The 22,576-nt window shown below is 37.4% G+C and carries 19 protein-coding genes; 8 read left to right on the forward strand and 11 right to left on the reverse strand.

Features of this window, described 5'->3' with window-relative positions; genetic code table 11:
- The first annotated feature begins 10 nt into the window (after positions 1-10).
- From Q2U82_RS08470 to Q2U82_RS08500, 7 genes are all read left to right on the forward strand, one after another.
- Positions 11-2,530, forward strand: coding sequence for a heavy metal translocating P-type ATPase (locus Q2U82_RS08470; protein ID WP_410004445.1), 2,520 nt, complete (start codon positions 11-13; stop codon positions 2,528-2,530).
- Between the two features lie 5 nt (positions 2,531-2,535).
- A complete protein-coding gene (locus Q2U82_RS08475) occupies positions 2,536-4,770 on the forward strand; it encodes a TonB-dependent receptor (RefSeq protein ID WP_410004446.1) in 2,235 nt (744 codons plus the stop codon).
- A 29-nt stretch (positions 4,771-4,799) separates the two neighbouring features.
- Positions 4,800-5,159 carry a heavy-metal-associated domain-containing protein gene (locus Q2U82_RS08480; protein ID WP_410004447.1) on the forward strand — a complete coding sequence of 120 codons (360 nt, stop codon included), beginning with the start codon at positions 4,800-4,802 and terminating at the stop codon, positions 5,157-5,159.
- Positions 5,160-5,511: 352 nt separating this feature from the next.
- Positions 5,512-6,045: a hypothetical protein gene (locus tag Q2U82_RS08485; RefSeq protein WP_410004448.1), complete on the forward strand. Its 534-nt coding sequence runs from the start codon at positions 5,512-5,514 to the stop codon at positions 6,043-6,045.
- A gap of 409 nt (positions 6,046-6,454) precedes the next feature.
- On the forward strand, positions 6,455-9,700 hold the full coding sequence (locus tag Q2U82_RS08490) for a SusC/RagA family TonB-linked outer membrane protein (protein WP_410004449.1): 3,246 nt from the start codon (positions 6,455-6,457) through the stop codon (positions 9,698-9,700).
- An 11-nt stretch (positions 9,701-9,711) separates the two neighbouring features.
- Positions 9,712-11,145 (forward strand): SusD/RagB family nutrient-binding outer membrane lipoprotein, encoded by a 1,434-nt coding sequence (locus Q2U82_RS08495; protein WP_410004450.1) that lies wholly within the window; start codon positions 9,712-9,714, stop codon positions 11,143-11,145.
- A gap of 142 nt (positions 11,146-11,287) precedes the next feature.
- The gene (locus tag Q2U82_RS08500) at positions 11,288-12,124 is read left to right on the forward strand and encodes a zinc-dependent peptidase (protein ID WP_410004451.1); all 837 of its coding nucleotides are present in this window, start codon (positions 11,288-11,290) and stop codon (positions 12,122-12,124) included.
- Here Q2U82_RS08500 and Q2U82_RS08505 read toward each other — a convergent pair.
- From Q2U82_RS08505 to rpsO, 11 genes are all read right to left on the reverse strand, one after another.
- A complete protein-coding gene (locus tag Q2U82_RS08505; RefSeq protein WP_410004452.1) occupies positions 12,118-13,095 on the reverse strand; it encodes a YpdA family putative bacillithiol disulfide reductase in 978 nt (325 codons plus the stop codon). The two genes, Q2U82_RS08500 and Q2U82_RS08505, sit on opposite strands and share 7 nt — an antisense overlap.
- Positions 13,096-13,102: 7 nt before the next feature.
- Positions 13,103-13,762 (reverse strand): ribulose-phosphate 3-epimerase, encoded by a 660-nt coding sequence (gene rpe / locus Q2U82_RS08510; protein WP_410004453.1) that lies wholly within the window; start codon positions 13,760-13,762, stop codon positions 13,103-13,105.
- 5 nt (positions 13,763-13,767) lie between these two features.
- Positions 13,768-14,217 carry a BLUF domain-containing protein gene (locus Q2U82_RS08515; protein ID WP_410007148.1) on the reverse strand — a complete coding sequence of 150 codons (450 nt, stop codon included), beginning with the start codon at positions 14,215-14,217 and terminating at the stop codon, positions 13,768-13,770.
- 70 nt (positions 14,218-14,287) lie between these two features.
- Positions 14,288-15,151, reverse strand: a complete 864-nt coding sequence (locus Q2U82_RS08520) for a sigma-70 family RNA polymerase sigma factor (protein WP_290254606.1) — start codon at positions 15,149-15,151, stop codon at positions 14,288-14,290.
- A 130-nt stretch (positions 15,152-15,281) separates the two neighbouring features.
- Complete coding sequence (locus Q2U82_RS08525) at positions 15,282-15,950, reverse strand: hypothetical protein (protein ID WP_410004454.1); 669 nt, start codon at positions 15,948-15,950, stop codon at positions 15,282-15,284.
- A 2-nt stretch (positions 15,951-15,952) separates the two neighbouring features.
- A complete protein-coding gene (locus Q2U82_RS08530) occupies positions 15,953-16,498 on the reverse strand; it encodes an RNA polymerase sigma factor (RefSeq protein ID WP_410004455.1) in 546 nt (181 codons plus the stop codon).
- A gap of 16 nt (positions 16,499-16,514) precedes the next feature.
- Positions 16,515-17,552 carry a hypothetical protein gene (locus tag Q2U82_RS08535; protein WP_410004456.1) on the reverse strand — a complete coding sequence of 346 codons (1,038 nt, stop codon included), beginning with the start codon at positions 17,550-17,552 and terminating at the stop codon, positions 16,515-16,517.
- Positions 17,553-17,562: 10 nt separating this feature from the next.
- Positions 17,563-18,138: a hypothetical protein gene (locus Q2U82_RS08540; protein ID WP_410004457.1), complete on the reverse strand. Its 576-nt coding sequence runs from the start codon at positions 18,136-18,138 to the stop codon at positions 17,563-17,565.
- A 10-nt stretch (positions 18,139-18,148) separates the two neighbouring features.
- Positions 18,149-18,754 (reverse strand): DUF1566 domain-containing protein, encoded by a 606-nt coding sequence (locus Q2U82_RS08545; RefSeq protein ID WP_410004458.1) that lies wholly within the window; start codon positions 18,752-18,754, stop codon positions 18,149-18,151.
- Between the two features lie 123 nt (positions 18,755-18,877).
- Positions 18,878-21,121, reverse strand: coding sequence for a polyribonucleotide nucleotidyltransferase (locus tag Q2U82_RS08550; RefSeq protein WP_410004459.1), 2,244 nt, complete (start codon positions 21,119-21,121; stop codon positions 18,878-18,880).
- Between the two features lie 177 nt (positions 21,122-21,298).
- Positions 21,299-21,568 (reverse strand): 30S ribosomal protein S15, encoded by a 270-nt coding sequence (gene rpsO / locus Q2U82_RS08555; RefSeq protein WP_410004460.1) that lies wholly within the window; start codon positions 21,566-21,568, stop codon positions 21,299-21,301.
- A 171-nt stretch (positions 21,569-21,739) separates the two neighbouring features.
- Here rpsO and Q2U82_RS08560 point away from each other — a divergent pair, with 171 nt between their 5' ends.
- A complete protein-coding gene (locus Q2U82_RS08560; protein ID WP_410004461.1) occupies positions 21,740-22,573 on the forward strand; it encodes a hypothetical protein in 834 nt (277 codons plus the stop codon).
- Positions 22,574-22,576: the final 3 nt, after the last annotated feature.

Below are 22,576 nucleotides of genomic sequence, written 5' to 3' on the forward strand. Positions count from 1 at the left end.
TAACCGTACCATGAAACACACATATAAAATTCACGGAATGACCTGCAATGGCTGCCGAGGTCACGTAGAGCAGACATTGAGTGAGGTTGAAGGCGTTACCAACGCATCGGTAAACCTCGAAAAAGCCGAAGCTGTTATTGAAATGGAAAAACATATTCCATTGAAAATTTTTGAAAAAGCTTTGGAAGACGACGGTGGAAGGTACAGTATTTCCCTTCCCGACGATGCCGAAGCCGCGCAAAAGCACATAGAGAAAAAAGAAGAAAAAAGAGCGAAGCGAAACAGTTCTGGTACTTTCTATTGCCCGATGCATTGCGAAGGCGATAAAACCTACGACAGGCCCGGCGATTGCCCCGTTTGCGGAATGGATTTGGTGGAAGAAGTAAAAACTTCAACAAACTCGGCAACGGAGTATACCTGCCCAATGCATCCCGAAGTAATTCGCGGCGAACCGGGTTCCTGCCCCATCTGCGGAATGGATTTGGTGCCAAAAGAAGCCGACGAATCTGCCGAAAACAAATCGTATAAAAAGTTGCTGAAAAAGTTTTGGATTGCCGTAGCCTTTACGCTTCCCATATTCATAATCGCAATGTCCGAAATGATTCCAAATAATCCATTGTATGATTGGATGCCAATGGGCACATGGAATTGGATTCAATTTTGTCTTTCAATTCCAGTGGTTTTTTACGCCACGTGGATGTTTTTTGAACGCGCCTATCGCTCCATTAAAACCTGGAATCTCAATATGTTTACCCTTATCGGGATTGGCGCTGGGGTGGCTTGGCTTTTCAGTGTTTTCGGGATGTTGTTTCCAGATTTCTTCCCAGACCAATTTAAAACCGAATCGGGCACCGTACACGTTTATATTGAAGCGGCAACGGTAATTCTCACCTTGGTTTTAATGGGCCAAGTTTTGGAAGCACGCGCACATAACCGAACCAATTCCGCAGTAAAGGAATTGCTGAAATTGGCGCCAAACAAAGCCGTGAGAATTGTTGACGGAAAAGAGGAAACCATCGCAATCGATAAAATTGAAGTTGGCGACAAACTCCGCGTAAAACCAGGCGAGAAAATTCCCGTGGACGGAAACATCCTCGAAGGCGAAAGTTCCATTGACGAATCTATGATTACCGGTGAACCCGTGCCCGTTTCAAAAACCGAGGGCGACAAAGTAAGTTCGGGAACCATCAACGGGAAACAAACCTTCGTAATGAAAGCCGAAAAAGTAGGTAGCGATACCCTGCTTTCGCAAATCATCGAAATGGTAAACAAAGCCAGCAGAAGCCGTGCGCCCATCCAAAAACTGGCCGATAAAATTTCGGGCTGGTTTGTACCGATTGTGGTTTTGGTTTCAATAATCACCTTTATCGTTTGGGCGGTCTTCGGTCCCGAACCAAGATATGTTTATGCCCTGGTAAATGCAATTGCGGTTTTAATAATTGCCTGCCCGTGTGCTTTGGGTCTTGCTACGCCAATGTCTGTAATGGTTGGAGTAGGGAAGGGCGCCCAAAATGGCGTACTGATCAAAAACGCCGAAGCACTTGAAACACTCAATAAAATCGATGTTTTGATTATAGACAAAACAGGAACGATTACCGAAGGGAAACCGTCTGTTGAAAAAGTAGGTTTTTCGGAAGATTTTTCGGAAGAGGAAGTGCTTCAATATATCGTTTCGCTCAATCAGAACAGCGAACATCCGCTGGCTGATGCTACGGTTAAATACGGAAAAGAAAAGAATTCCGACCCTGAAGCTTCGGGGATAAAAACTACCGATTTCAATTCGGTTACCGGAAAAGGTGTAACCGGAACTATCAACGGCAAAAAGATTGCACTCGGAAACGAAAAGATGATGCAGCAAGCGGGTGCGGATATTTCCGAAGCACTTCAAAAAGAAATTTCCGAAGAACAGAAAAAAGGCAAAACGGTGCCGATGCTTTCCGTTGATGGAAAAGTAGTGGGCTACGTTGTGATTGCCGATAAAATAAAGGGAACCAGCAAAAAAGCAATCAATGAACTTCAGCAAAAAGGAATTGAAGTTATTATGCTAACGGGCGATAATCACGACACCGCAAAAGCCGTAGCCGCTGAATTAAATCTCGCCGATTTTAAAGCTGAAATGCTTCCGCAGGACAAACTGGAGGTAGTTGAAAAATTGCACGCCGAAGGCAAAAAAGTGGCTATGGCTGGCGATGGGATAAACGATGCGCCAGCGTTGGCAAAAAGCGATGTGGGCATCGCGATGGGAACAGGAACCGATGTGGCCATTGAAAGTGCGGGAATAACCTTGGTAAAAGGCGATTTGCACGGCATTGTAAAGGCGTTTCATTTAAGTGAAAAGGTGATGAGCAACATCAAACAAAATCTCTTCTTCGCTTTAATTTATAACGCACTCGGCGTACCAATTGCTGCAGGGGTTCTCTTCCCGATTTTCGGAATATTATTATCACCAATGATTGCTGCGCTGGCAATGAGTTTCAGCTCGGTTTCAGTTATTACTAATGCATTGCGATTGCGCAGCGCAAAAATTTAAAAAAAATGAAAAAGCTACTTTACATACTTTTTATACTTCCGCTCTGCGTTTTTTCACAAGAAAAAATAACGGGCCACATTACCGAAAATGTCGATAACACAGAAGTTCCGCTTGGTGGAGCAAACGTTTATTGGCTAAATACCCAAGTGGGAACGGTTACCGATTTTGACGGTAATTTTGAATTAGATTATAAACCCGAATATAAGAAATTGGTCATCAGTTTTGTGGGTTATAAAACCGATACTATTTCAGTAAATTCTCCCAAGCGAATTACACATTCGTTAAAGTCTACAGCCAATCTTGACGAGGTTACGGTTACGGCGAGACAGAAAGCTACTTCGCGTTCTTTCATTCAAGCCACGAATGTTTTGAACGTAAGCAGCGCCGAACTTTTGAAGGCTGCTTGCTGTAATTTGGCGGAAAGTTTTGAAACAAACCCTTCCATTGATGTGAACTTTGCCGATGCCATTTCGGGAACGCGACAAATTAAAATGCTTGGGCTTACCAGTCCGTATATTTTGATAACCACTGAAAACGTTCCGAGCATTCGAGGGGCTTCGCAGGCTTATGGACTGAGTTTTATACCGGGAACTTGGGTGGAAAGTATTCAAATAACCAAAGGCGCAGGTAGTGTTACAAATGGTTATGAAAGCATTGCGGGACAAATAAACGCCGAATTGCAAAAACCTACCACGGACGATAAACTTTTCGTAAACGCTTATGGCGCAGGAAATGGTCGTTTTGAGTTGAATACACATCTCAACACAAAAGTGAGCGAGCGATGGAGTACGGGGCTTTATATCCACGGAAATATGCGCGAAACAGAATTCGATAAAAATGACGATTCTTTCCTAGATGCACCATTGATGAAGCAGGTGAACGTGATGAACCGTTGGCAATACACAGATACTGAAAACGGTTATGTTGGCTTTTTTAATGTTAGATATTTGAATGATGAAAAGCAGACAGGCCAAACATTTTTTAACCCAGATAAAGACCGTGGAAGCACCAATGCTTGGGGAAGTGAAATAAAAACCCAACGGTTTGATGTTTCAGGGAAATTTGGGTTTGTAAATCCAGATATTCCGTGGCGTACCGGTGGTTTGCAAATCGCATATAGCCACCATGACCAAGAATCCTATTTTGGGTTGAATGATTACAATATTCAGCACAACAGTTTGTACGCCAATTTGCTTTACAATTCAATTATCAGCGATTCGCGTCATAAAATTAAAACTGGGCTTAGCGCAACGTATGATGGTTATGACGAATTGGTTTTGACCGAAAATTTCAACAGGGTTGAAAATTCCGTTGGGGCATTTTTTGAATACAATTTTGACAATTTGGACGATTTGAATTTCTCTGCTGGTATTCGTGCAGATGTTCACAACACATTGGGAACTTTCTTAACGCCACGTTTCCATCTTCGTTATTCGCCTTGGGACAAATCGGCTTTTCGGATTTCTGCGGGAAGGGGAAAACGCAGCGCGAATATTTTCACTGAAAACCAAAATCTTTTCGCAACTTCGCGTAGCTTGAATATTTTGGGTAATGGCGGAAAAATTTACGGACTGGATCCTGAAATTGCTTGGAATTACGGGTTTTCCTATATGCAAGGTTTCAATCTTTTTAGCAGAAAGGCGGATGTTACTTTTGATTTTTACAGGACTGATTTTGTGAACCAAATTGTTGTGGATTGGGAGAATCCTTCGGAAATAAATTTTTATAATTTGGATGGTGAAAGTTTTTCGAATAATTTTCAGGTGGAATTCAACTATAATCTATTCACCCATTTTGATATGCGATTGGCTTACAAATATTACGACGTGGAAACAACTTATATAAGCGGAAAGAAACAAACGCCGTTAACACCGAGCCATCGTTTTTTTGCAAATGCTTCCTATCAAACGCATCAAAATGCAAAAGGAGCAAATTGGAAATTTGACGCAACTTTCAATTATTTGGGTGAGCAACGATTCGCTTCAACAGAGAGCTATTTGAACACCATTGGGCTTTCTGAATTTTCACCTTCCATTTCCACAATAAATGCACAGATTACAAAAGTTTTTTCACCTAATTTTGAAATTTATGTGGGCGGGGAAAATATTACGAATGTTACACAGTCAAACCCAATTGTGGGAAGCGACAACCCGTTTGGAACAACTTTTGACACAACTTATGTTTACGGCCCCATTTTTGGAAGTTCGTATTACGCAGGCTTAAGGTATAGTATCAATTAATTTAAATAATAATCAATAAACTGAAAATCATGAAAAGTATAATTGCAATTTTAGGAATATTTTTAATTAGTGCGACCGGCTTCGCCCAAAACAAAAACGCCAAAGCGACGATTGAAGTTGATGGTGTTTGCGGTATGTGTAAAGAACGCATTGAAAAAGCCTCTATTCAAGCAAAAGGAGTGAAGTCTGCTACTTGGGATGTTCAAACCCATCAATTGAATTTGATTTATAATGAGGGAAAGACTGATTTGACCAAAATCCAGCAAAGTATTGCGGACAGTGGTCACGATACCCAAGATATAAAAGCAAAAGATGAAGTTTATGAACAAATAGATCCTTGCTGCAGATATAGAGATCAGCAAGTGATAGATGACCATAAAGACGATTAATTTTTTTAAGAATAAAGGCTATTGTTAAACTTTAGCTAACGAGGGAATAATTTAACAGCGGCGCTTTTTACCTTTATATTGTTAATTAAAAAAAATAATTGTTATGCCACAACAACAGCAAAACAAAAAGCCGCAACCTGCAAAAGGCCCACAAGCCAAAAAACAGGATAACAAAAAGGCTTCGCCAACTGCTCCTAAGAAGAAGTAGTTTTTGGCCGGCTTGTTAAGATAAGCCCAGAGAACCATCCAAGTTAAAAATTTGGATGGTTTTTTTTTATTTCAGAAATACCGCGATTGTGTTTACAATGGATAAATCATTTTATTTATTTTTACTGCTTAATTTAAATTTACAATGAAACAAATTTTAGGAATAGGCTCCCGGATTGACCATCCAAAATACGGAAAAGGAGTGGTAACAAATGTTACCGCAAAAATGTATTGGGTAACTTTTATTGAAAATGGGCTGGAAACAATAGCCACTGATGATACTTATGAAATTATTGAAGCAGCCGAAGATGAGGTTGACACTGTAAGTTTCTATGAAGTTGAAAAAAGCCTTCGTGATATTCTTAAAAAATGGAATGGGTTCAGTGAGATTGTTCCAATTGCGGATAAATGGAAAGGTGGAAACATGGTTTTGCAGCCTGCTGATAAAAATTTGGCATCAAAAGAAATTCCAATTGATACTTTTTTCCATAAAATAGTAATGCTTCGCGATAGGCTTCGGGTGATGGAGCAAAAAATAAATGCAAGTAAGGAATTGGCTGAACAGGATAAAATAGATCTTCAGCAATATATAACACGTTGCTATGGCAGCCTGACTACTTTTAATGTTCTCTTCAAAAGCAATTCACAGCAATTTAAAGGAGAAAGTACTACAAAATGATATTTCTACCACATTCTATTAATGAGTATGAATTTTGATTTAGCACTTCCTTAAATTCTTTTTTCTTTTTCTTATAAAGATTAAAATCTTTATAAGAAAATTCTTTCTTCTGAGTAAACGTCAAAATGCTCAAAAACGGCATTATTTGTGAAGTTGGTGGAATTGTTCATAAAGTGTTTGAAATTTTTTTAAAGTTTTTTTGCAAGCATATTTTATTAACTTCTGCATAACTCTCCTTTCGAAAACACATTAAAATCAAGGGTTTGCAAAAATTTAAGCTAAAATTTCCGTCAAATGGGAAATTTTAAAATAACTTTTTGATAAAATTTTCATAATCTACTTTCATTAAAAGTTGGAATTGTAAGATTTTATTGGCACTTTTGGGGTGCTAATTCAAACAAACAAAAAAATGAAAACAAAGTTTAGTGGAATTTTAACACTTTTGTTAGTGTTGATTGTGCAGCTCGCTTTTGCACAGGAAAAAACAATTTCCGGAACGGTGGCCGATGACACAGGCCTGCCACTTCCAGGAGTTAACATAATTATAAAGGGTACTAGTACTGGAACGCAGTCTGATTTTGATGGTAACTATACCATTGATGCTGCAGTAGGACAAACACTTGTTTATAGTTATGTAGGTTTTGATACCCAAGAGATTGCTGTTGGGGCATCAAATAAGATAGATGTTACTATGCAAGCTGGATCCGTTCTGGACGAAGTTGTAGTAACTGCACTAGGTATATCCCGTGAAAAACAATCACTGGGTTACTCTACGCAACAAGTAGCAGGAGAAGATTTGGCTACTGTAAAAACAAATAACTTTACGAACGGTCTTTCTGGTAAGGTTGCGGGTCTTCAAATTAGAAGAAACAACAACTTTGGTGGTTCTACTAACGTAGTTATTAGAGGTATTACTTCTTTAACAGGTGACAACCAAGCATTATTTGTTGTGGATGGAGTGCCGATTAGCAATAGAAATACCAACGATGCGAGTCAAAAGAACTCGTCTGGAGGTAACTATTATGATTATGGTAATGCTGCTGCAGATATTAATCCAGACGATATTGAGTCTGTGAACGTACTGAAAGGTGCAGCTGCATCTGCACTTTATGGTTCTCGCGCCGCAAGTGGTGTAATTATTATTACTACCAAAAAAGGTAAAAAATCTAAAGGGATGGGTGTTACTATTAACTCCAATGCACAAGTAGGGTTTATTGATAAAAGCACATTTGCTGAGTATCAGGATGGCTACGGAGCGGGTTATGGTGGACAAGCTTTTACTTCTGAGGATATTGATGGTGACGGCATTGATGATGTTGTTTCCAATTATCTTGATGACGCTTCTTATGGGCCTGCATTCGATGGACGATTAATCTATCAGTGGGATTCATTTGATCCTGCATCACCAAACTATCTAAAAAGAACACCTTGGGTGAACTCTCCAAATGGAGCAATTACATTTTTTGAAACTCCAGTTACTTTAACTAACTCTATATCTCTTTCCAATGGTTTTGAAAACGGTTCATACCGTATGTCATATACTAAGTTGGATCAATCAGGTTTATTGCCTAACAGTCAAATAGATAGACATAACTTCATTTTTAGCGGTACTTTTGATCTATCGGATAAGTTGACAGCTAGTGGTTTTGCAAATTATATTAAAACTAGTGCAATAGGGCGTAACTCAACTGGTTATAATGATAACGTAGTTGGTAACATGAAACAATGGTGGCAAACCAACGTTGATATTAAGGAACAGTGGAATATTTACAATAACACTAAGAGAAATATTGGATGGAACCCAGGTTCTTCTGCGCCAGGGACAACCCCAATATATTGGGATAACCCTTATTGGACTCGTTATGAGAACTATCAGAATGACGGTAGAAGTCGTTTCTTAGGTAATTTTGAGCTAAATTATAAGCTTGCTGATTGGGTAAATGTTACAGGTAGAGTTTCAACAGATACTTATAACGAGCAGCAGGAAGAGCGCAGAGCCGTTGGGTCTGTTCCAACTAGTTTTGGTGTAGCACCTCCAGGTGTAGCTCGTCCTAATGCAGGTTCTGGATATTTAAGACGTGATTTGACCGTTACTGAAACCAATTATGATTTAATGTTCAACTTTGATGCTGATATTTCTGAAAGTATTAATGTAGCAGGTATATTGGGAACAAACATTAGAAGAAATGAGTTTAACTCTATAGCAAATTCTACCGCTGGTGGATTGGTTGTTCCAGGACTTTATTCAATTCAAAACTCAAGAGATGATATTCCAAAATCTCAAGAAGTAGCACAGAAAGTTGGTGTAGATGGTGTTTACGCAAGTGCCTCTCTTGGTTTTGGAAATGTTGTTTATATTGATGGAACAATACGTAGAGATCATTTCTCAACACTTCCTGTAGATGATAGTTCATTCTATTATCCATCTGTTTCTACCAGTTTTGTATTTAGTAAATTAATTAACGTAAATGCTATTTCTTTTGGTAAGTTAAGAGTTAACTACGCTGAAGTAGGAAATGGACCAGAATTTGATAAATTGTTTAACACTTTTGATATTAATATAGATACTGGAACTTCTGTTCCTAGTACCGCTAATAATCCAAATTTGAAGCCTGAGCGTACTAAAAGTTATGAAGCAGGTCTTGAAATGAGATTTGTTAATAACAGAGTTGGTTTTGATTTTTCTTACTACAAGACAAACTCACTTGACCAAATTGTACAAGTGCCAATTTCTGAAGCAACTGGTCAATCTAGAAAATTGTTAAATGCTGGTGAAATCGAAAACAAAGGTTTTGAAATATCTTTGAACGCTACTCCGGTAAAAACTGATAACTTTAGCTGGATGCTAAACGGTAACTTTACCCAAAACAAGAGTGAGGTTATTGCGCTTCCAGAAGGAGTAGAAGTATTTCAGCTGGCTAGTTACCAAGGTGGTGTAAAAATTAATGCGGTACCTGGACAACCTTACGGTGTAATCTATGGAGCTGATTACGTTTATAACGATAATGGAGATAGAGTAGTTGGAGCCAATGGAAGATATTTAAAAACTGGACCTAATGAAAAAATTGGGGATACTAATCCAGATTGGTTAATGGGTATTACCAATACTATTAATTATAAATCGTGGTCATTTAGTTTCTTGATTGATGTTCAGCAAGGTGGCTCTGTGTTCTCCCTGGATCAATATTACGGTCAAGCAACAGGTTTATATCCTGAGTCTGCTTACATAAATGATTTAGGAAACCCTGTAAGAAATACTATTGAAAACGGAGGTGGTTTTATTAATCCTGGAGTTGTAAATACTGGAACAGACGAGAACCCAGTGTATGTTCCAAATACAACTAGAGTTGATGCTTCTGAGTTTGGTCAATTTGGTTATGCTGCTTATCCACAATCTGAATTTGTGTATGATGCTAGCTATGTTAAGTTACGTCAAGCTTCACTAAGCTATACTTTGCCTTCAAAATTCCTTGACAATACATTTATGACAGGCCTTCAGTTTACGGTAACTGGCTCAAACCTTTGGATCATTGATAAAAAGACACCTTATGCAGATCCAGAATCTGGATTGAGTTCAGGTAACTCTCAAGGATATATTACAGGTTCATTGCCAACTACCCAAGATTACGGGTTTAACATTAAAGCACAATTTTAATATAAAGAAAAATGAAGAAACTGATTTTAATATTAACAGCGGCAGTTTTCGCCGTCTCTTGTTCAGACAACCTAGAGGATCTGAATCAGAATATAAAAGACCCTACAGCAGTTAGTGGTGAGAGTTTATTCGCTTCTGCCCAAAAGCAGCTAGCTGATCAAATCACGACGCCAAACGTAAACTTTAACAATACTAGATTGTTTGTTCAGCATTGGCAGGAAACCACTTATCCTGATGAGAGTAACTATGATCAATCAACCCGTCCAATTCCAGATAATCACTGGAGAGAAATGTACAGAGATGTGTTGAGAGATCTTAAGGAAGCAAGCATAAACATTGCTGCTGCTGATAACGACATTACAAACCCATTAAAGCCTAATAAATTGGCCATTATAGAGGTAATGAATGTTTACGCTTGGAGCAATTTGGTTGAAACCTATGGAAATGTTCCTTATTCTGAAGCTTTGGATATTGATAACTTACTACCAAAGTATGATGATGCTATGACCATTTACAAAGATTTACTTGTACGCTTAACAGCTGCTATTAACTCTATGGATACCAGCAAAGGAAGTTTTTCTGGTGATGAAGAAAAAATCTATTCGGGTGATGTTGCTTCATGGAAGAAGTTTGCAAATACACTTAAATTAAGAATGGGTATTATCCTTGCCGATGCGGATGGTGCAGCTGGAAAAGCAGCAGTTGAATCTGCTTTTGCTTCTGGAGTATTTACAAGCAATGCAGACGATGCTGGATATGCATATACAGCTCCTCCAAACGGTAATCCTTTAAATAATAATTTAGTTTTGAGTAACCGTAATGATTACGTTGCCGGTAAAACTATTATTGATTTAATGAATACCTTAGAAGATCCACGTAGAGCTTCTTTTTTCACTGATGTTAACGGAGAATATATCGGAGGTGTAATTGGTGACCAAACTGTTTATTCTGATTATAGCCATGTAACTCCATCTATTTTAGGTGGCGATTACCCTGGTTGGTTCCTACAGTATGCTGAAACTGAATTTTTATTAGCTGAAGCAGCTGCAAGAGGATATAACGTTGGTGGTGATGCTGAAAGCCATTACATAGCTGGTATCACTGCTTCTTTTGATTTCTGGGGCGCAGATGGCCTTGCTGGTTATCTAGCTAATCCTGCTGTTGCTTATAACAGTGGAGCTTGGAGAGAATCTATTGGTACTCAAGCTTGGTTAGCAAACTATAACAGAACATTTGCTTCTTGGCTTTCTGTTAGACGTTTAGACTTTCCAGTTTTGGTTAAACCAATTGATGCCGAGTCTGGTTATCCTGTTCGCTACCCTTACCCTGTTAGCGAAATTAACCTAAACCCAACAAATTATGAAGAGGCTGCTGGTGCAATTGGCGGCGATGCAACAGAAACTAGACTTTTCTGGGATAAATTTGATAACACTTGGGGCTTTTAATTTAGAGCCACATAGAATTAATATTTAATAAAATCCCCGGCATTATGCCGGGGATTTTTTATTTCCTATCATTTGCATATTTTTAAAGAAATAAAGAAACTTCTAATTCGTTTTAAATACTATAAAAATTTCATTTAGCCCCATGCCAATTTTTCTTCAATCTGAAGCTTATGCCCCTTGGCTCGCTCCATATGCTTACGGAATAGTTTTGATGGGTATTGCTTTTTTTCTTTTTAGAGTATTTGAAAATTGGTTTGCTTCAAATTTTGACAGACCTCTTTTTAGGCATTATTTCGTTTATAGAAAACTGTCCCCTTCACAACTAAAAATACTCCAAAATGAATTTGTGTTTTATCGCATGCTTTCAGAAAAAAATAAAAAGCAATTTGTTCATAGAATGGCACAATTCCTATCAGAAAAAAAAATTATAGGAAGGGAAGAAGTTATAATCACTGAAAAAATGAAAGTTTTGGTTGCTGCAATTGCCTGTATGTTAAGTTTTGGTAGAAGAAATTACACTTACAATCTTGTTGATTTCATTTTGATTTATCCAGATGAATTTTATAGCGCAATAAATGATGCCTACCACAAAGGTGAATTTAATCCACGAGAGAAAGTAATTGTGCTCTCATGGAAGGATTTTGAAAAAGGATATAAAATTGAAAATGATAATTTAAATATAGGAATCCACGAATTTACACATGCAATGCAATTAGAGGCAAAACAAGCCAGAGATTTGGATTCTGCCCGATTTTCAAAACATTTTCAAGCTATCTTAAAACAATTAATGCGACAGGATGTAAAAGATCAATTAGACAAAACAAGATATTTTAGGGAATATGCATTCACCAATCAATACGAATTTATGGCTGTTTTAACAGAATATTTTTTTGAATCCCCTGAAGATTTTAAGAGAATATTCCCTAAAATATACGAACATACAAAAAAGTTGCTCAACTTTAATTTTGCAGATTATTGATTCTTTTTTGAAATGTCTTGAATAATAATTTTCGCGTGCACACGTGAATTTTCAATAAACCATTTGTGTGTTTCCAAACCGCCACAAATTACACCTGCCAAATAAAGTCCTTCCACGTTTGATTCCATAGTTTCAGTATTGTATTTTGGGAAGTAATTGCCGTCTTCAGAAAATTGAACCCCCAAACTTTTTAAAAATTTAAAGTCTGGTTTATATCCTGTGAGTGCAATCACAAAATTATTATCTAAAATCTTTGGGCCTTTTGGAGTCTGTATAAAAACTTCGTTTTTAGTAATTTTTATTATTTCAGAATTAAAATATGCTTTTATACTTCCTTCTTCAATTCTATTTTCAATATCTGGCTTTACCCAATATTTTACACGTTCTCCAATTTTAGGGCCTCTAACAACCATGGTTACATCACCACCTTTGCGCCAAACTTCCAATGCGGCATCAACTGCCGAATTACTTGCACCAACAACAATAACGTTTTGCATTACAAATGGATGTGCTTCTTTGTAGTAATGCATCACTTTTGGCAATTCTTCGCCCGGAATATTCAACATTTTTGGAATATCATAAAAACCCGTGCTTACAATTACTTTTTTTGTGGTGTAGTTATTTTTTTCTGAAATAATTTTGAAACACTCATTCACTTTTTCTACAGAAAGTATTGCTTCATATAAATTTATGTGAAGATTATTTGAAGTAGCGACGCGGCGATAATATTCCAAAGCCTCATTCCTATTGGGTTTTGGGTTATTGCTTATAAATGGAATATCACCAATCTCTAATTTTTCCGAAGTAGAAAAAAAAGTCATGTTTAGAGGGTAATTGTAGAGTGAGTTAGTTAGCGCACCCTTTTCTACCACAACATAATCCAGCCCCTTCTTTTTACATTCAAGGGCACAGGCTATGCCTATGGGCCCCGCACCAATAATTAGAACGTCCTTCGTTTTTTTGATAGGCATTCAAAATTTATTTTAAAAGTTTCCTTAAATCTGAAATAGTTTGTGAAGGATTGCTCGCCCCAAAAACATAGCTTCCGGCTACTAAAACATCGGCGCCTGTATCAACCAATTGTTTCGCGTTTTTGTTCGTTACACCCCCGTCTATCTCAATTTTGGTTGAAGCGCCGTTGGTCTCAATAATTTTTCGGAGCTGTTTTATTTTTTTATAGGTGTTTTCTATGAAACTCTGCCCGCCAAAACCAGGATTCACGCTCATCATACAAACCAAATCAATATCGTTGATGGTGTCTTCAAGTAATGAAACATTAGTGTGTGGATTTATGGCAACACCTGCCTGCATTCCTTCGGCCTTTATGCCTTGAAGGGTTCGGTGAAGATGTGTGCAGGCTTCAAAATGAACCGAAAGTATATTGGCACCCAAATCGGCAAATGTTTTAATATAGCGATCGGGGTCAATAATCATTAAATGCACATCCAATGGTTTTTTGGCGTGGACTGCAATACTTTTAATTACAGGCATTCCGAAAGAAATATTCGGTACAAAAACCCCGTCCATTACATCAAGATGGAACCAATCAGCATCACTATTGTTAACCATTTCAATATCGCGCTGAAGGTTTGCAAAATCTGCTGCAAGTATGGAAGGAGCTATAATTGTATTTTTCATTGGATTTAAAGTAAAAAGGGTTCTATAAGTGTTTTTATGTTTTTGGGGTATTTGTTTTCAAAATTATAATGTGAAAGATATGTATTGAGTTTTTCAATATCCTTCTTTGTTTTCATAATGCTGAAGTTGGCTTCGTAATTTTCGAATATCCGGTTTTCAATTTTTTGATCCAAAATCATTAAAATGTCTTTGTGTCTTTTGTCTTTCCTAATTTTTGCGAAAAGCTCTTTAATTATTTCCTTTTTGCCTTCCAGCACTTGCAGAAAGAAATTATTATTATGGAGTAATGCTCCCGAAATATTTAATGTTGGATTCATGGCTACAATAAACTTAAACAAGCTTTCAAGCTCTGAATCTTTCAAAGCTTCGGCTTGTTTGCTTAAATAACAGATTGTGTGTTCCATGCGAATGTAAAGATAGAAAAAACCTCCGGTAATCAGCCGGAGGTCATTCATCAATCAAAAAACGAACAGTATTTTCTCAGTAAAACTGAGAAACTGATACTGTAAGTTATCGTTACGGGAATTATCCCAAATAGGTCATTAATATTTTGCTTCGCGAAGTGTGCTTCAATCTTCTGATTGCTTTCTCTTTTATTTGGCGAACGCGTTCGCGAGTAAGATCAAAAGTTTCGCCAATTTCTTCCAAAGTCATTGGGTGTTGATCTCCAAGACCAAAGTACAGTCGAATTACGTCTGCTTCACGAGGAGTAAGGGTTTCCAAGGCACGCTCAATTTCAGTTCGTAGCGATTCGTGCAACAAAGCACGGTCTGGATTTGGGCTTTCGCCACTTCGCAAAACATCGTAAAGGTTACTGTCCTCACCTTCAACAAGAGGTGCATCCATGGATACGTGACGGCCAGAGTTTTTCATGGACTCTTTCACGTCGTTGATGGTCATGTCCAGCTCTTTTGCAATTTCTTCTGCAGAAGGTGGGCGCTCATTTGCTTGTTCCAAATAAGCATACATTTTGTTGATTTTGTTGATGCTTCCAATCTTGTTCAATGGCAAACGCACAATACGTGATTGCTCAGCCAAAGCTTGAAGAATGGATTGGCGAATCCACCAAACGGCGTAGGAAATAAATTTAAACCCACGAGTTTCATCAAAACGCTGTGCGGCTTTAATAAGGCCAAGGTTGCCTTCATTGATAAGGTCTGGAAGGGTAAGTCCTTGGTTTTGGTATTGCTTTGCCACCGAAACAACGAAACGTAGGTTTGCCTTGGTCAATTTTTCCAAAGCGGTTTGGTCACCCGCTTTTATGCGCTGTGCCAATTCTACTTCTTCGTCTGCGGTGATTAAGTCAACTTTTCCAATTTCCTGAAGGTACTTGTCTAATGAAGCGGTTTCCCTGTTGGTTACCTGCTTTGTAATTTTGAGTTGTCTCATTTAAGAAATGTCCTGTAGATTAAGTTTTAAACTTTTGTATTTTGTTATACGTAACAAACCCAGAAAAGGTTACAAAAGTTTATAAATCTTTCAGTAAAATAGTATGTTTTTTAACTACAGAATTTATTCTCTACTGTTTTAGACTGTCAATTTTTGTTGTTATAGAGTCTAAAGATTTCTGTTTTCTAACAATCAGGCTATCAATTTCATTTTTGTTGGTTGTTACTACTCGCTCTCCATCTTCATTGTTGTAGTAGTAATATTTTGTTGTTACACTGAAAGTTTCATCAATGCTTGTTTTGTTTGCCTCGTCTTTTTTGGATTTCTTTTTTGAATTCTTTTGTTCTATGGTTTTTTTCGTTTTTTGAAAATTTTCTAATTCATTCTTTTCTGAATTTTCTTTTGTTGACTCTATATTTGAAAGGGTTTCAGAACTATTTTTTATGATTAAGGAGTCATCTTTTGGAGTTTTAAAAAGTGACTCATCAGTTTCTTTTTCTGATATTGATTTAGTATTATTTTCTTTATTAACGGAATTAGATTGGTCATTCAAAAGAACATTTTTTGGTTCCGTATGAAGGTTGGGTTGTAAAATGTTTCCATTGATAAGGAGTAAAAGCAAGCCCAGAGAAACAAAGAGCCCTCCGCCTACAACCCAATAAAGAAATTTCCTTTTTCGTTTGCGCGTTTCTTCGTCCAGAGATTGGTTTAACTTCACCCAAAGGTTTTGGCCAGGGTTTTTCTTTCCACTTTTCAGCTTGTTTTCAAAAAGTGTTCCTATATCTTTTTTTTGTCCCATTTTTAAGTTGCTTTTGGGTTAAGGGATTTATTGATCTCAATAATTTTTTCACGTAAAATCAGCTTTGCGCGGTGATAATTGGACTTTGATGTTCCTTCGGATATTTTTAAAACGGAGGCAATTTCCTTATGTGAAAAACCATCCATTTGATAAAGGTTAAAAACCATCCTATATTGATCGGGTAATTCTTGAATGAGTTTTAAAAGTTCGTCGAGCGAAAGATTTTGTTCTTCTTCAATTGTAACGTTCTCCTCCAGAATATCATCTTTTATTTCAATGTTTAAAGGCTTATTTGCTTTGTATTTATCAATTGCTTTATAAATGGTTATTCGTTTCATCCAGCCCTCAAAAGAACCTTTGTTTTTGAATGTTTTTATTTTCTGAAAAATGGTTATAAAAGCATCGTGCAGATTATCTTCAGCATCGGCTTCGTTTCTGCAATATTTTAAAGAGGTAAAATATAGGGTGTCTTTGTGCCTCTGGAATAGCTCGTTTTGGGCTATCCGGTTATTTTTTATACATGCTTTTATAAGTTCAGTTTCTTTCAAATAAATTTTCGAAATCTTATGGGCAATTTATGGCTTTTAAAACAATAGGCACTCCAGAGACCTGAATTCCGGTGTTTATGTCATTAAATCTAACATAAATTATCTGTGGGTTTTCTGTATTTTCATGCATTAAATTAACAATTGGGTTTGTTCCAGCAAGCATATCTTCATAATTATCGTAATAGTTCCATGTAACGGTTGATGGATCTGAAATGCCCGAAAACGGAAAGAAACATTCAAAATAACTTTCTAAATCAAAAACAGCGCTGCCTGAATTTGGTTCGGTTTCACATTCTTCAAAAAGAATTTTTCTGCAAGGTTCGTAACATTCCTTAGTCAACAAAAAGCGGTCAGTGCCATTTTCTATTTCCATTTGAGATTCGTCAAAATTTACAACCTTCCAGTCAAAATTCCAGTCATTGCTTACATTTTCATCTCCAGTTATAAAAATATTGAGATGTAATTCGTCTTCTATAAAATAAGTAACCCAAGTTCCACCAAAGACATTCTCTTGCAAATAAAGAGCAACATTTCCATAATTGCTTACTTCAAAATAAGAGCCATCATATTCACTATTGGGTCCGTCCAAATGGTTTACTTTCCAAATACAGGTGGTTTCCGTAAGAATATTGTTGCAGGTTGTAACGGTGTCTGCATAAACACATTTGTCTATCGCTTCTTTTAATTCTTCATTATTATTGATTACATAGGGTTGTCCATTTTCCAAAACACTTGTTATTGGATAACTCAAGCTGATGGATTTTCCTTCTTCAAGAGTTGCCAAAAAGTCGCTGAATGCTATATCGCTATTAATAATTTGGTATCCAAAGATATCCATGTTCTCATCATAAATAACCAGTGTAAAGGAGTAGTTAAAATCGATACAGGTTATTTCGTTTTCGAAATCGCTTCCGGCTGCTTTTTGAATAAGGTTGTAAAGTTCAGAATTTACCTGAATAACTTTTGAGGGGTCAGCTTTGCTGATAGGTTCGTTTTCACAGGAATTAAAAACTGTAAGCAACAATAAAAATGGAATGTACCAAAGATTTTTCATGTTATTTTTTTTAAAATTTTCTTATCGCTCTTATTTTAAATGTATTATCCTTCTGGGAAACTATTTTTCGGGTGTATGGAATTATTTGTGGACTACCAAAGTCGTATACCCAACTCCGATAATATGCCGGTGCAGGCCTTGCTTCCGTAGAACTTATGTATCCAGAACCTTCAGTTTCATCAAACCCTCCCACCGCAATTCTATTTATATATAACATTTCTAATTCATTAATTGAAGGCAGGAACCAATCAGAATAACCATTAAGAAAAAGATCATAACATATTCTAGCGGCAATTCCTTCCTCTTGGCAATAATTTACAATTGCTTGTGTATTGCTTTCGCCGGCACCAATTTCAGAGTTATCTGCAATTGGGTTTGTGTTCCCTAAACAACCATATATTGCAAGTACAGATTCATCCTGAGGTGCTGCAATTAAACCATGTTCGGCGGTTTCATCAATGTAAAATATAATACCGCCTTCATGCTCGTCACCAATCTTAAGACAATCATTCTGGGCAAATGACGAAGTAGAAAAAAAAACTAAACTTAAAAGTAGAATTGAAGTTGTGATAAAATTATTCTTCATAATGTCTTTATTAAAATTTACGGATTGCACGAACATGTAATGGATTTGTTTTATCGATTGGTTGTTGCCTATCTGCATTAGCTGGATTTGAACCAAAATCTATTGAAAAAACATATTTATAAATACCATCATTATTTTTAGTTTCAGTGGAGGATGAATAGTTTGTATTTGAAAACCCACCAACTAAATTTTTATAGTGGTATAATAATTCTAATTCGTGAGTGGTTGGTAGAAACCAATCATCATATCCATTCAAACTTAATTCTGAACAAATTTTAGCAGCTGTATTTGCTTCAGTACAATTATTTACAATAGCATTTGTGTTGGCGTTTCCAAAGCCAATGTCTCGTTGATTAGCTATAGGTTCAGTTGATTCTGCACACCCCCAGATTGCACCGTTACTTTGGTCTTCTGCAGCTGCAATTAAGCCGTGTTCATTCGTTGCATCTATATAGAAAACGATTCCACCTTGAAATTCATCGCCTATTTTAAAACAATTATTTATAATAGTTTCTTCGGGTTCTTTATTTTCAGAATCTTTACTGCAAGCATAAACAACAATCATAATGAATATATAGAGAAATGATTTGAAAATTGTTTTAGAGGTTGGAATCATATGTTTTAATTTTTGGAGATTAATGAATACTCTTTCCCTATAGTCCGAAACTTTTTAAAAGGTTGCGTGATAAATAAAAAAAAGCCCTCATTTCTGAAGGCTTTTTTATTTATTTAAAAAGAATTAATCTCTCTTTCTATCTCTATCGCGACTGTTGCGATCGTCACGACCACGATTGTCGCGTCCACGATTATCTCTTCCGCCGCTTCTGTTATCATCGCGTGGTGGGCGTTCTTTGTAGCCTTCAGGTTTTGGCAACAACGCTTTTCTGGAAACTTTATCTTTTTTCGTTCTAGGGTCGAAACCGATAAATTTCACATCAAACACATCACCCATATTTACAACATCGGTTACATTTTCCGTACGTTCCCAAGCAAGTTCGCTAACGTGAAGCAAGGTCTCGTTTCCGGGAGCGTCCAAATATTCAACTACCGCACCAAAATCAAGCATTTTTATAACCTTAACCTTGTATGTGCCACCCACTTCAGGTTTGAAGGTAAGCGAATCAATTTTCGCCAATACCGCATCAATTCCTTCTTGGTTTGTTCCAAGAATTTCCACGATACCTTCTTCGGTAACAGGATCTTCATTGATAACAATCGTGGTTTTGGTAGCTTTTTGAAGCTCTTGGATTACTTTTCCTCCTGGCCCAATCAAGGCACCGATGTATTCGTTCGGAATAGTAACGGTAATCATTTTTGGAGCGTGAGGTTTCACATCTGCATTTGGTTTTGCGATGGTATCCGTCAATTTTTCAAGAATGTGAAGTCTTCCTGCAGCGGCTTGTTTCAGCGCATTTACCAAAATTTCATAGGAAAGACCTTTCACTTTAATATCCATCTGGCAAGCAGTGATTCCGTCAGCCGTTCCGGTTACTTTAAAGTCCATATCTCCCAAGTGATCTTCATCACCCAAAATATCGGAAAGAACTGCATATTTTCCAGTTTCGCCATCGGAAATCAATCCCATTGCAATACCAGAAACTGGTTTTTTAAGTTGAACCCCAGCATCCATAAGTGCCATTGTACCACTACAAACTGTTGCCATTGAAGAAGAACCGTTAGATTCCAAAACTTCTGAAACTACACGAACTGTGTAAGGACAATCTGCAGGAATCATTCCTTTCAATGCGCGTTGCGCCAAGTTTCCGTGACCAACTTCTCTACGGGAAGTGCCGCGAATTGGGCGCGCTTCACCAGTTGAGAAAGGAGGGAAGTTGTAATGAAGGTAGAAAGTTTCCTCACCTTCAAAAGATGGCATATCAATTTGGTTTGCTTCGCGGGAAGTTCCCAAAGTAACGGTTGCCAACGCCTGGGTTTCCCCGCGCGTGAAAATTGCAGAACCGTGAGTTGATGGAAGATAATCAACCTCGCACCAGATTGGACGAATCTCGTCTGTTTTACGTCCATCCAAACGTAAACCTTCATTTAAGGTAAGGTCACGAACGGCAGCTTTTTCTGCTTTGTAATAATATTTTGAAACTAAATCTCCAAAATCTGCCAATTCTTCTTCAGAAAATGTGGCTTTGATTTCTTCTTTAATTTCATCAAAAGAAGCACTGCGTTCATGTTTTGCAGAAGCGGATTTTGCAACGGCATATACTTTATCATAAGCCATTGTGTGAATCTTTTTCTTCAAATCTTCATCTTCACGTTCTGGCTCGTATTCACGAACTTCTTTTTTTCCGAATGCTTCAGCCAATCTAAGTTGCGCTTCGCACTGTTTTTTAATGTGTTCGTGAGCGAATTTAATGGCTTCAACCATTTCTTCTTCGCTAATTTCCTTCATTTCGCCTTCAACCATCATCACAGAATCTGCAGAAGCACCAATCACCATATCAATGTCTGATTCTTCTAATTGCGCTCTTGAAGGGTTGATTACGAATTCGCCGTTGATTCTTCCCACACGTGCTTCAGAAATAGCACATTCAAAAGGAAAGTCTGAAAGCTGAATAGCAGCAGAAGCTGCCAAACCTGCCATTGCATCAGGCATTACGTCTTCATCGTGGCTCATTAACTGAATCATCACTTGTGTTTCAGCGTGATAATCTTTTGGGAAAAGCGGACGCAATACACGATCCACAAGACGCATTGTCAATACTTCACCGTCGCTTGGTCTTGCTTCTCTTTTAAAGAAACCACCAGGATAACGACCCGAAGCTGCAAATTTTTCACGATAATCTACTGTTAAGGGTAGAAAATCGACATCGCTTTGTTTGTAGTTTGAAACTACTGTACATAGCAACATACATTTTCCGGATTGTACAACTACAGAACCGTGGGCCTGTTTTGCCAATTTTCCGGTTTCGATGGAAATTTCACGTCCATCACCAAGGTCTATGACCTCTCTAAATACTTTAGGTATCATTTGTTTTTCATTTTGTCCGTAAAACGGACGGTTAAAAATGGTCAACGACTGTATATCAGTCGCGTGTTGTTGTGTTGTTGTGGTTGACCAATGAAAAACCTAAGGGTAGCTTTTCTGTGTGTTCAGAATAAAATCTGAATAAAAAATAAAAAGGGCTCGCAAGAGCCCTTTTAAATATTACTTACGTAATCCTAATTCTTTAACGATTGCACGATAACGAAGAACGTCTTTTTTGGTTAAATAATCCAAAAGAGCTCTTCTTTTTCCTACCAACATTACCAAAGAACGCTCCGTATTGTAGTCCTTGTGATTTGCTTTAAGGTGTTTTGTTAAATGCTCGATACGGTGTGTAAACAAAGCGATCTGTCCTTCAGCAGAACCAGTATCAGTCTTTGACTTACCGTGTTTTTCAAAAATTTTTTCTTTTACTTCTTGTGATAAATACATGCCAATATTGTTAAAATGATTTTTATGTACTGACTACCATTTTGATAATCAAGGCCGCAAAAGTACAAAATCGAATTTGAAATTGGTGTGTTTTGAGGGAAAATTAATTTAGATATATTAAATTATTAATTTTTAGCGTTATAGGTTTCTAAACCCCTAAACCTCATTTTTATGAAAATTACCCCTTTTAGATTAATTGTTGCTTTTTTTGCGATGGGCATCTTCTTGTTTGCAAGTTGCGTTAAAGAAGAAGATACTTCTTCCGAAGAAGTTAATTTTTCTTCAGACAATTCCATGAGAGCTGCAAAAACAGATAATGTTGCTGATGCCACTTTCAACATTATTGAACAGGCTTTTGTGGAAAACGAAACGGAAGGTCGTGGCATTAACCAACTTTCACTTTTTCCGCCCTGTACTGAAATAACTGTTGGAACTCAAGGAAACGTATTTACTATATTATTGGACTTTGGGGATTCCTGCACACTGAATAATGGAAATGTAGTCTCCGGAAGTATTTTCTTGGAATATGGGCCTCTGGTTTCAGGAACTTATACTGTAGATTACACTTTTCAGAATTTTATTATTAACGGAAACGGAGTAAGCGGTGGTGGCAGTATTTTATATGAAATTGCCAATCAAAACGATAATCCGCAATCTACTGTTAACGAAAGCATCACGGTGAGTTTTCCGAACACTTCTGTTACAGGCACCAGAAATGGAACCCGTATTTCAGAATGGGTGGAAGGCGTTGGTTCTGGAACTTGGCTAGACAACGTCTATCATGTTACCGGAAATTGGCAAACTGTGTTTACCAATGGTTTTGAACGAAGTGGTGAAGTGACTGAGACGCTTGTTTATAAAACCGCCTGTCCCTATGTGGTTGAAGGCCGGCTTGAAGTTTCACAAGATGGTGTAACAGCGGCTATTGATTTTGGGGATGGTGAATGCGATAATATGGCTGTATTTATCTACAATGGTCAAGAATATCCTTTTATAATGAATTAAAAA

It is taken from the genome of Aequorivita nionensis (genome assembly GCF_046352995.1).
Lineage (GTDB): Bacteria > Bacteroidota > Bacteroidia > Flavobacteriales > Flavobacteriaceae > Aequorivita > Aequorivita nionensis.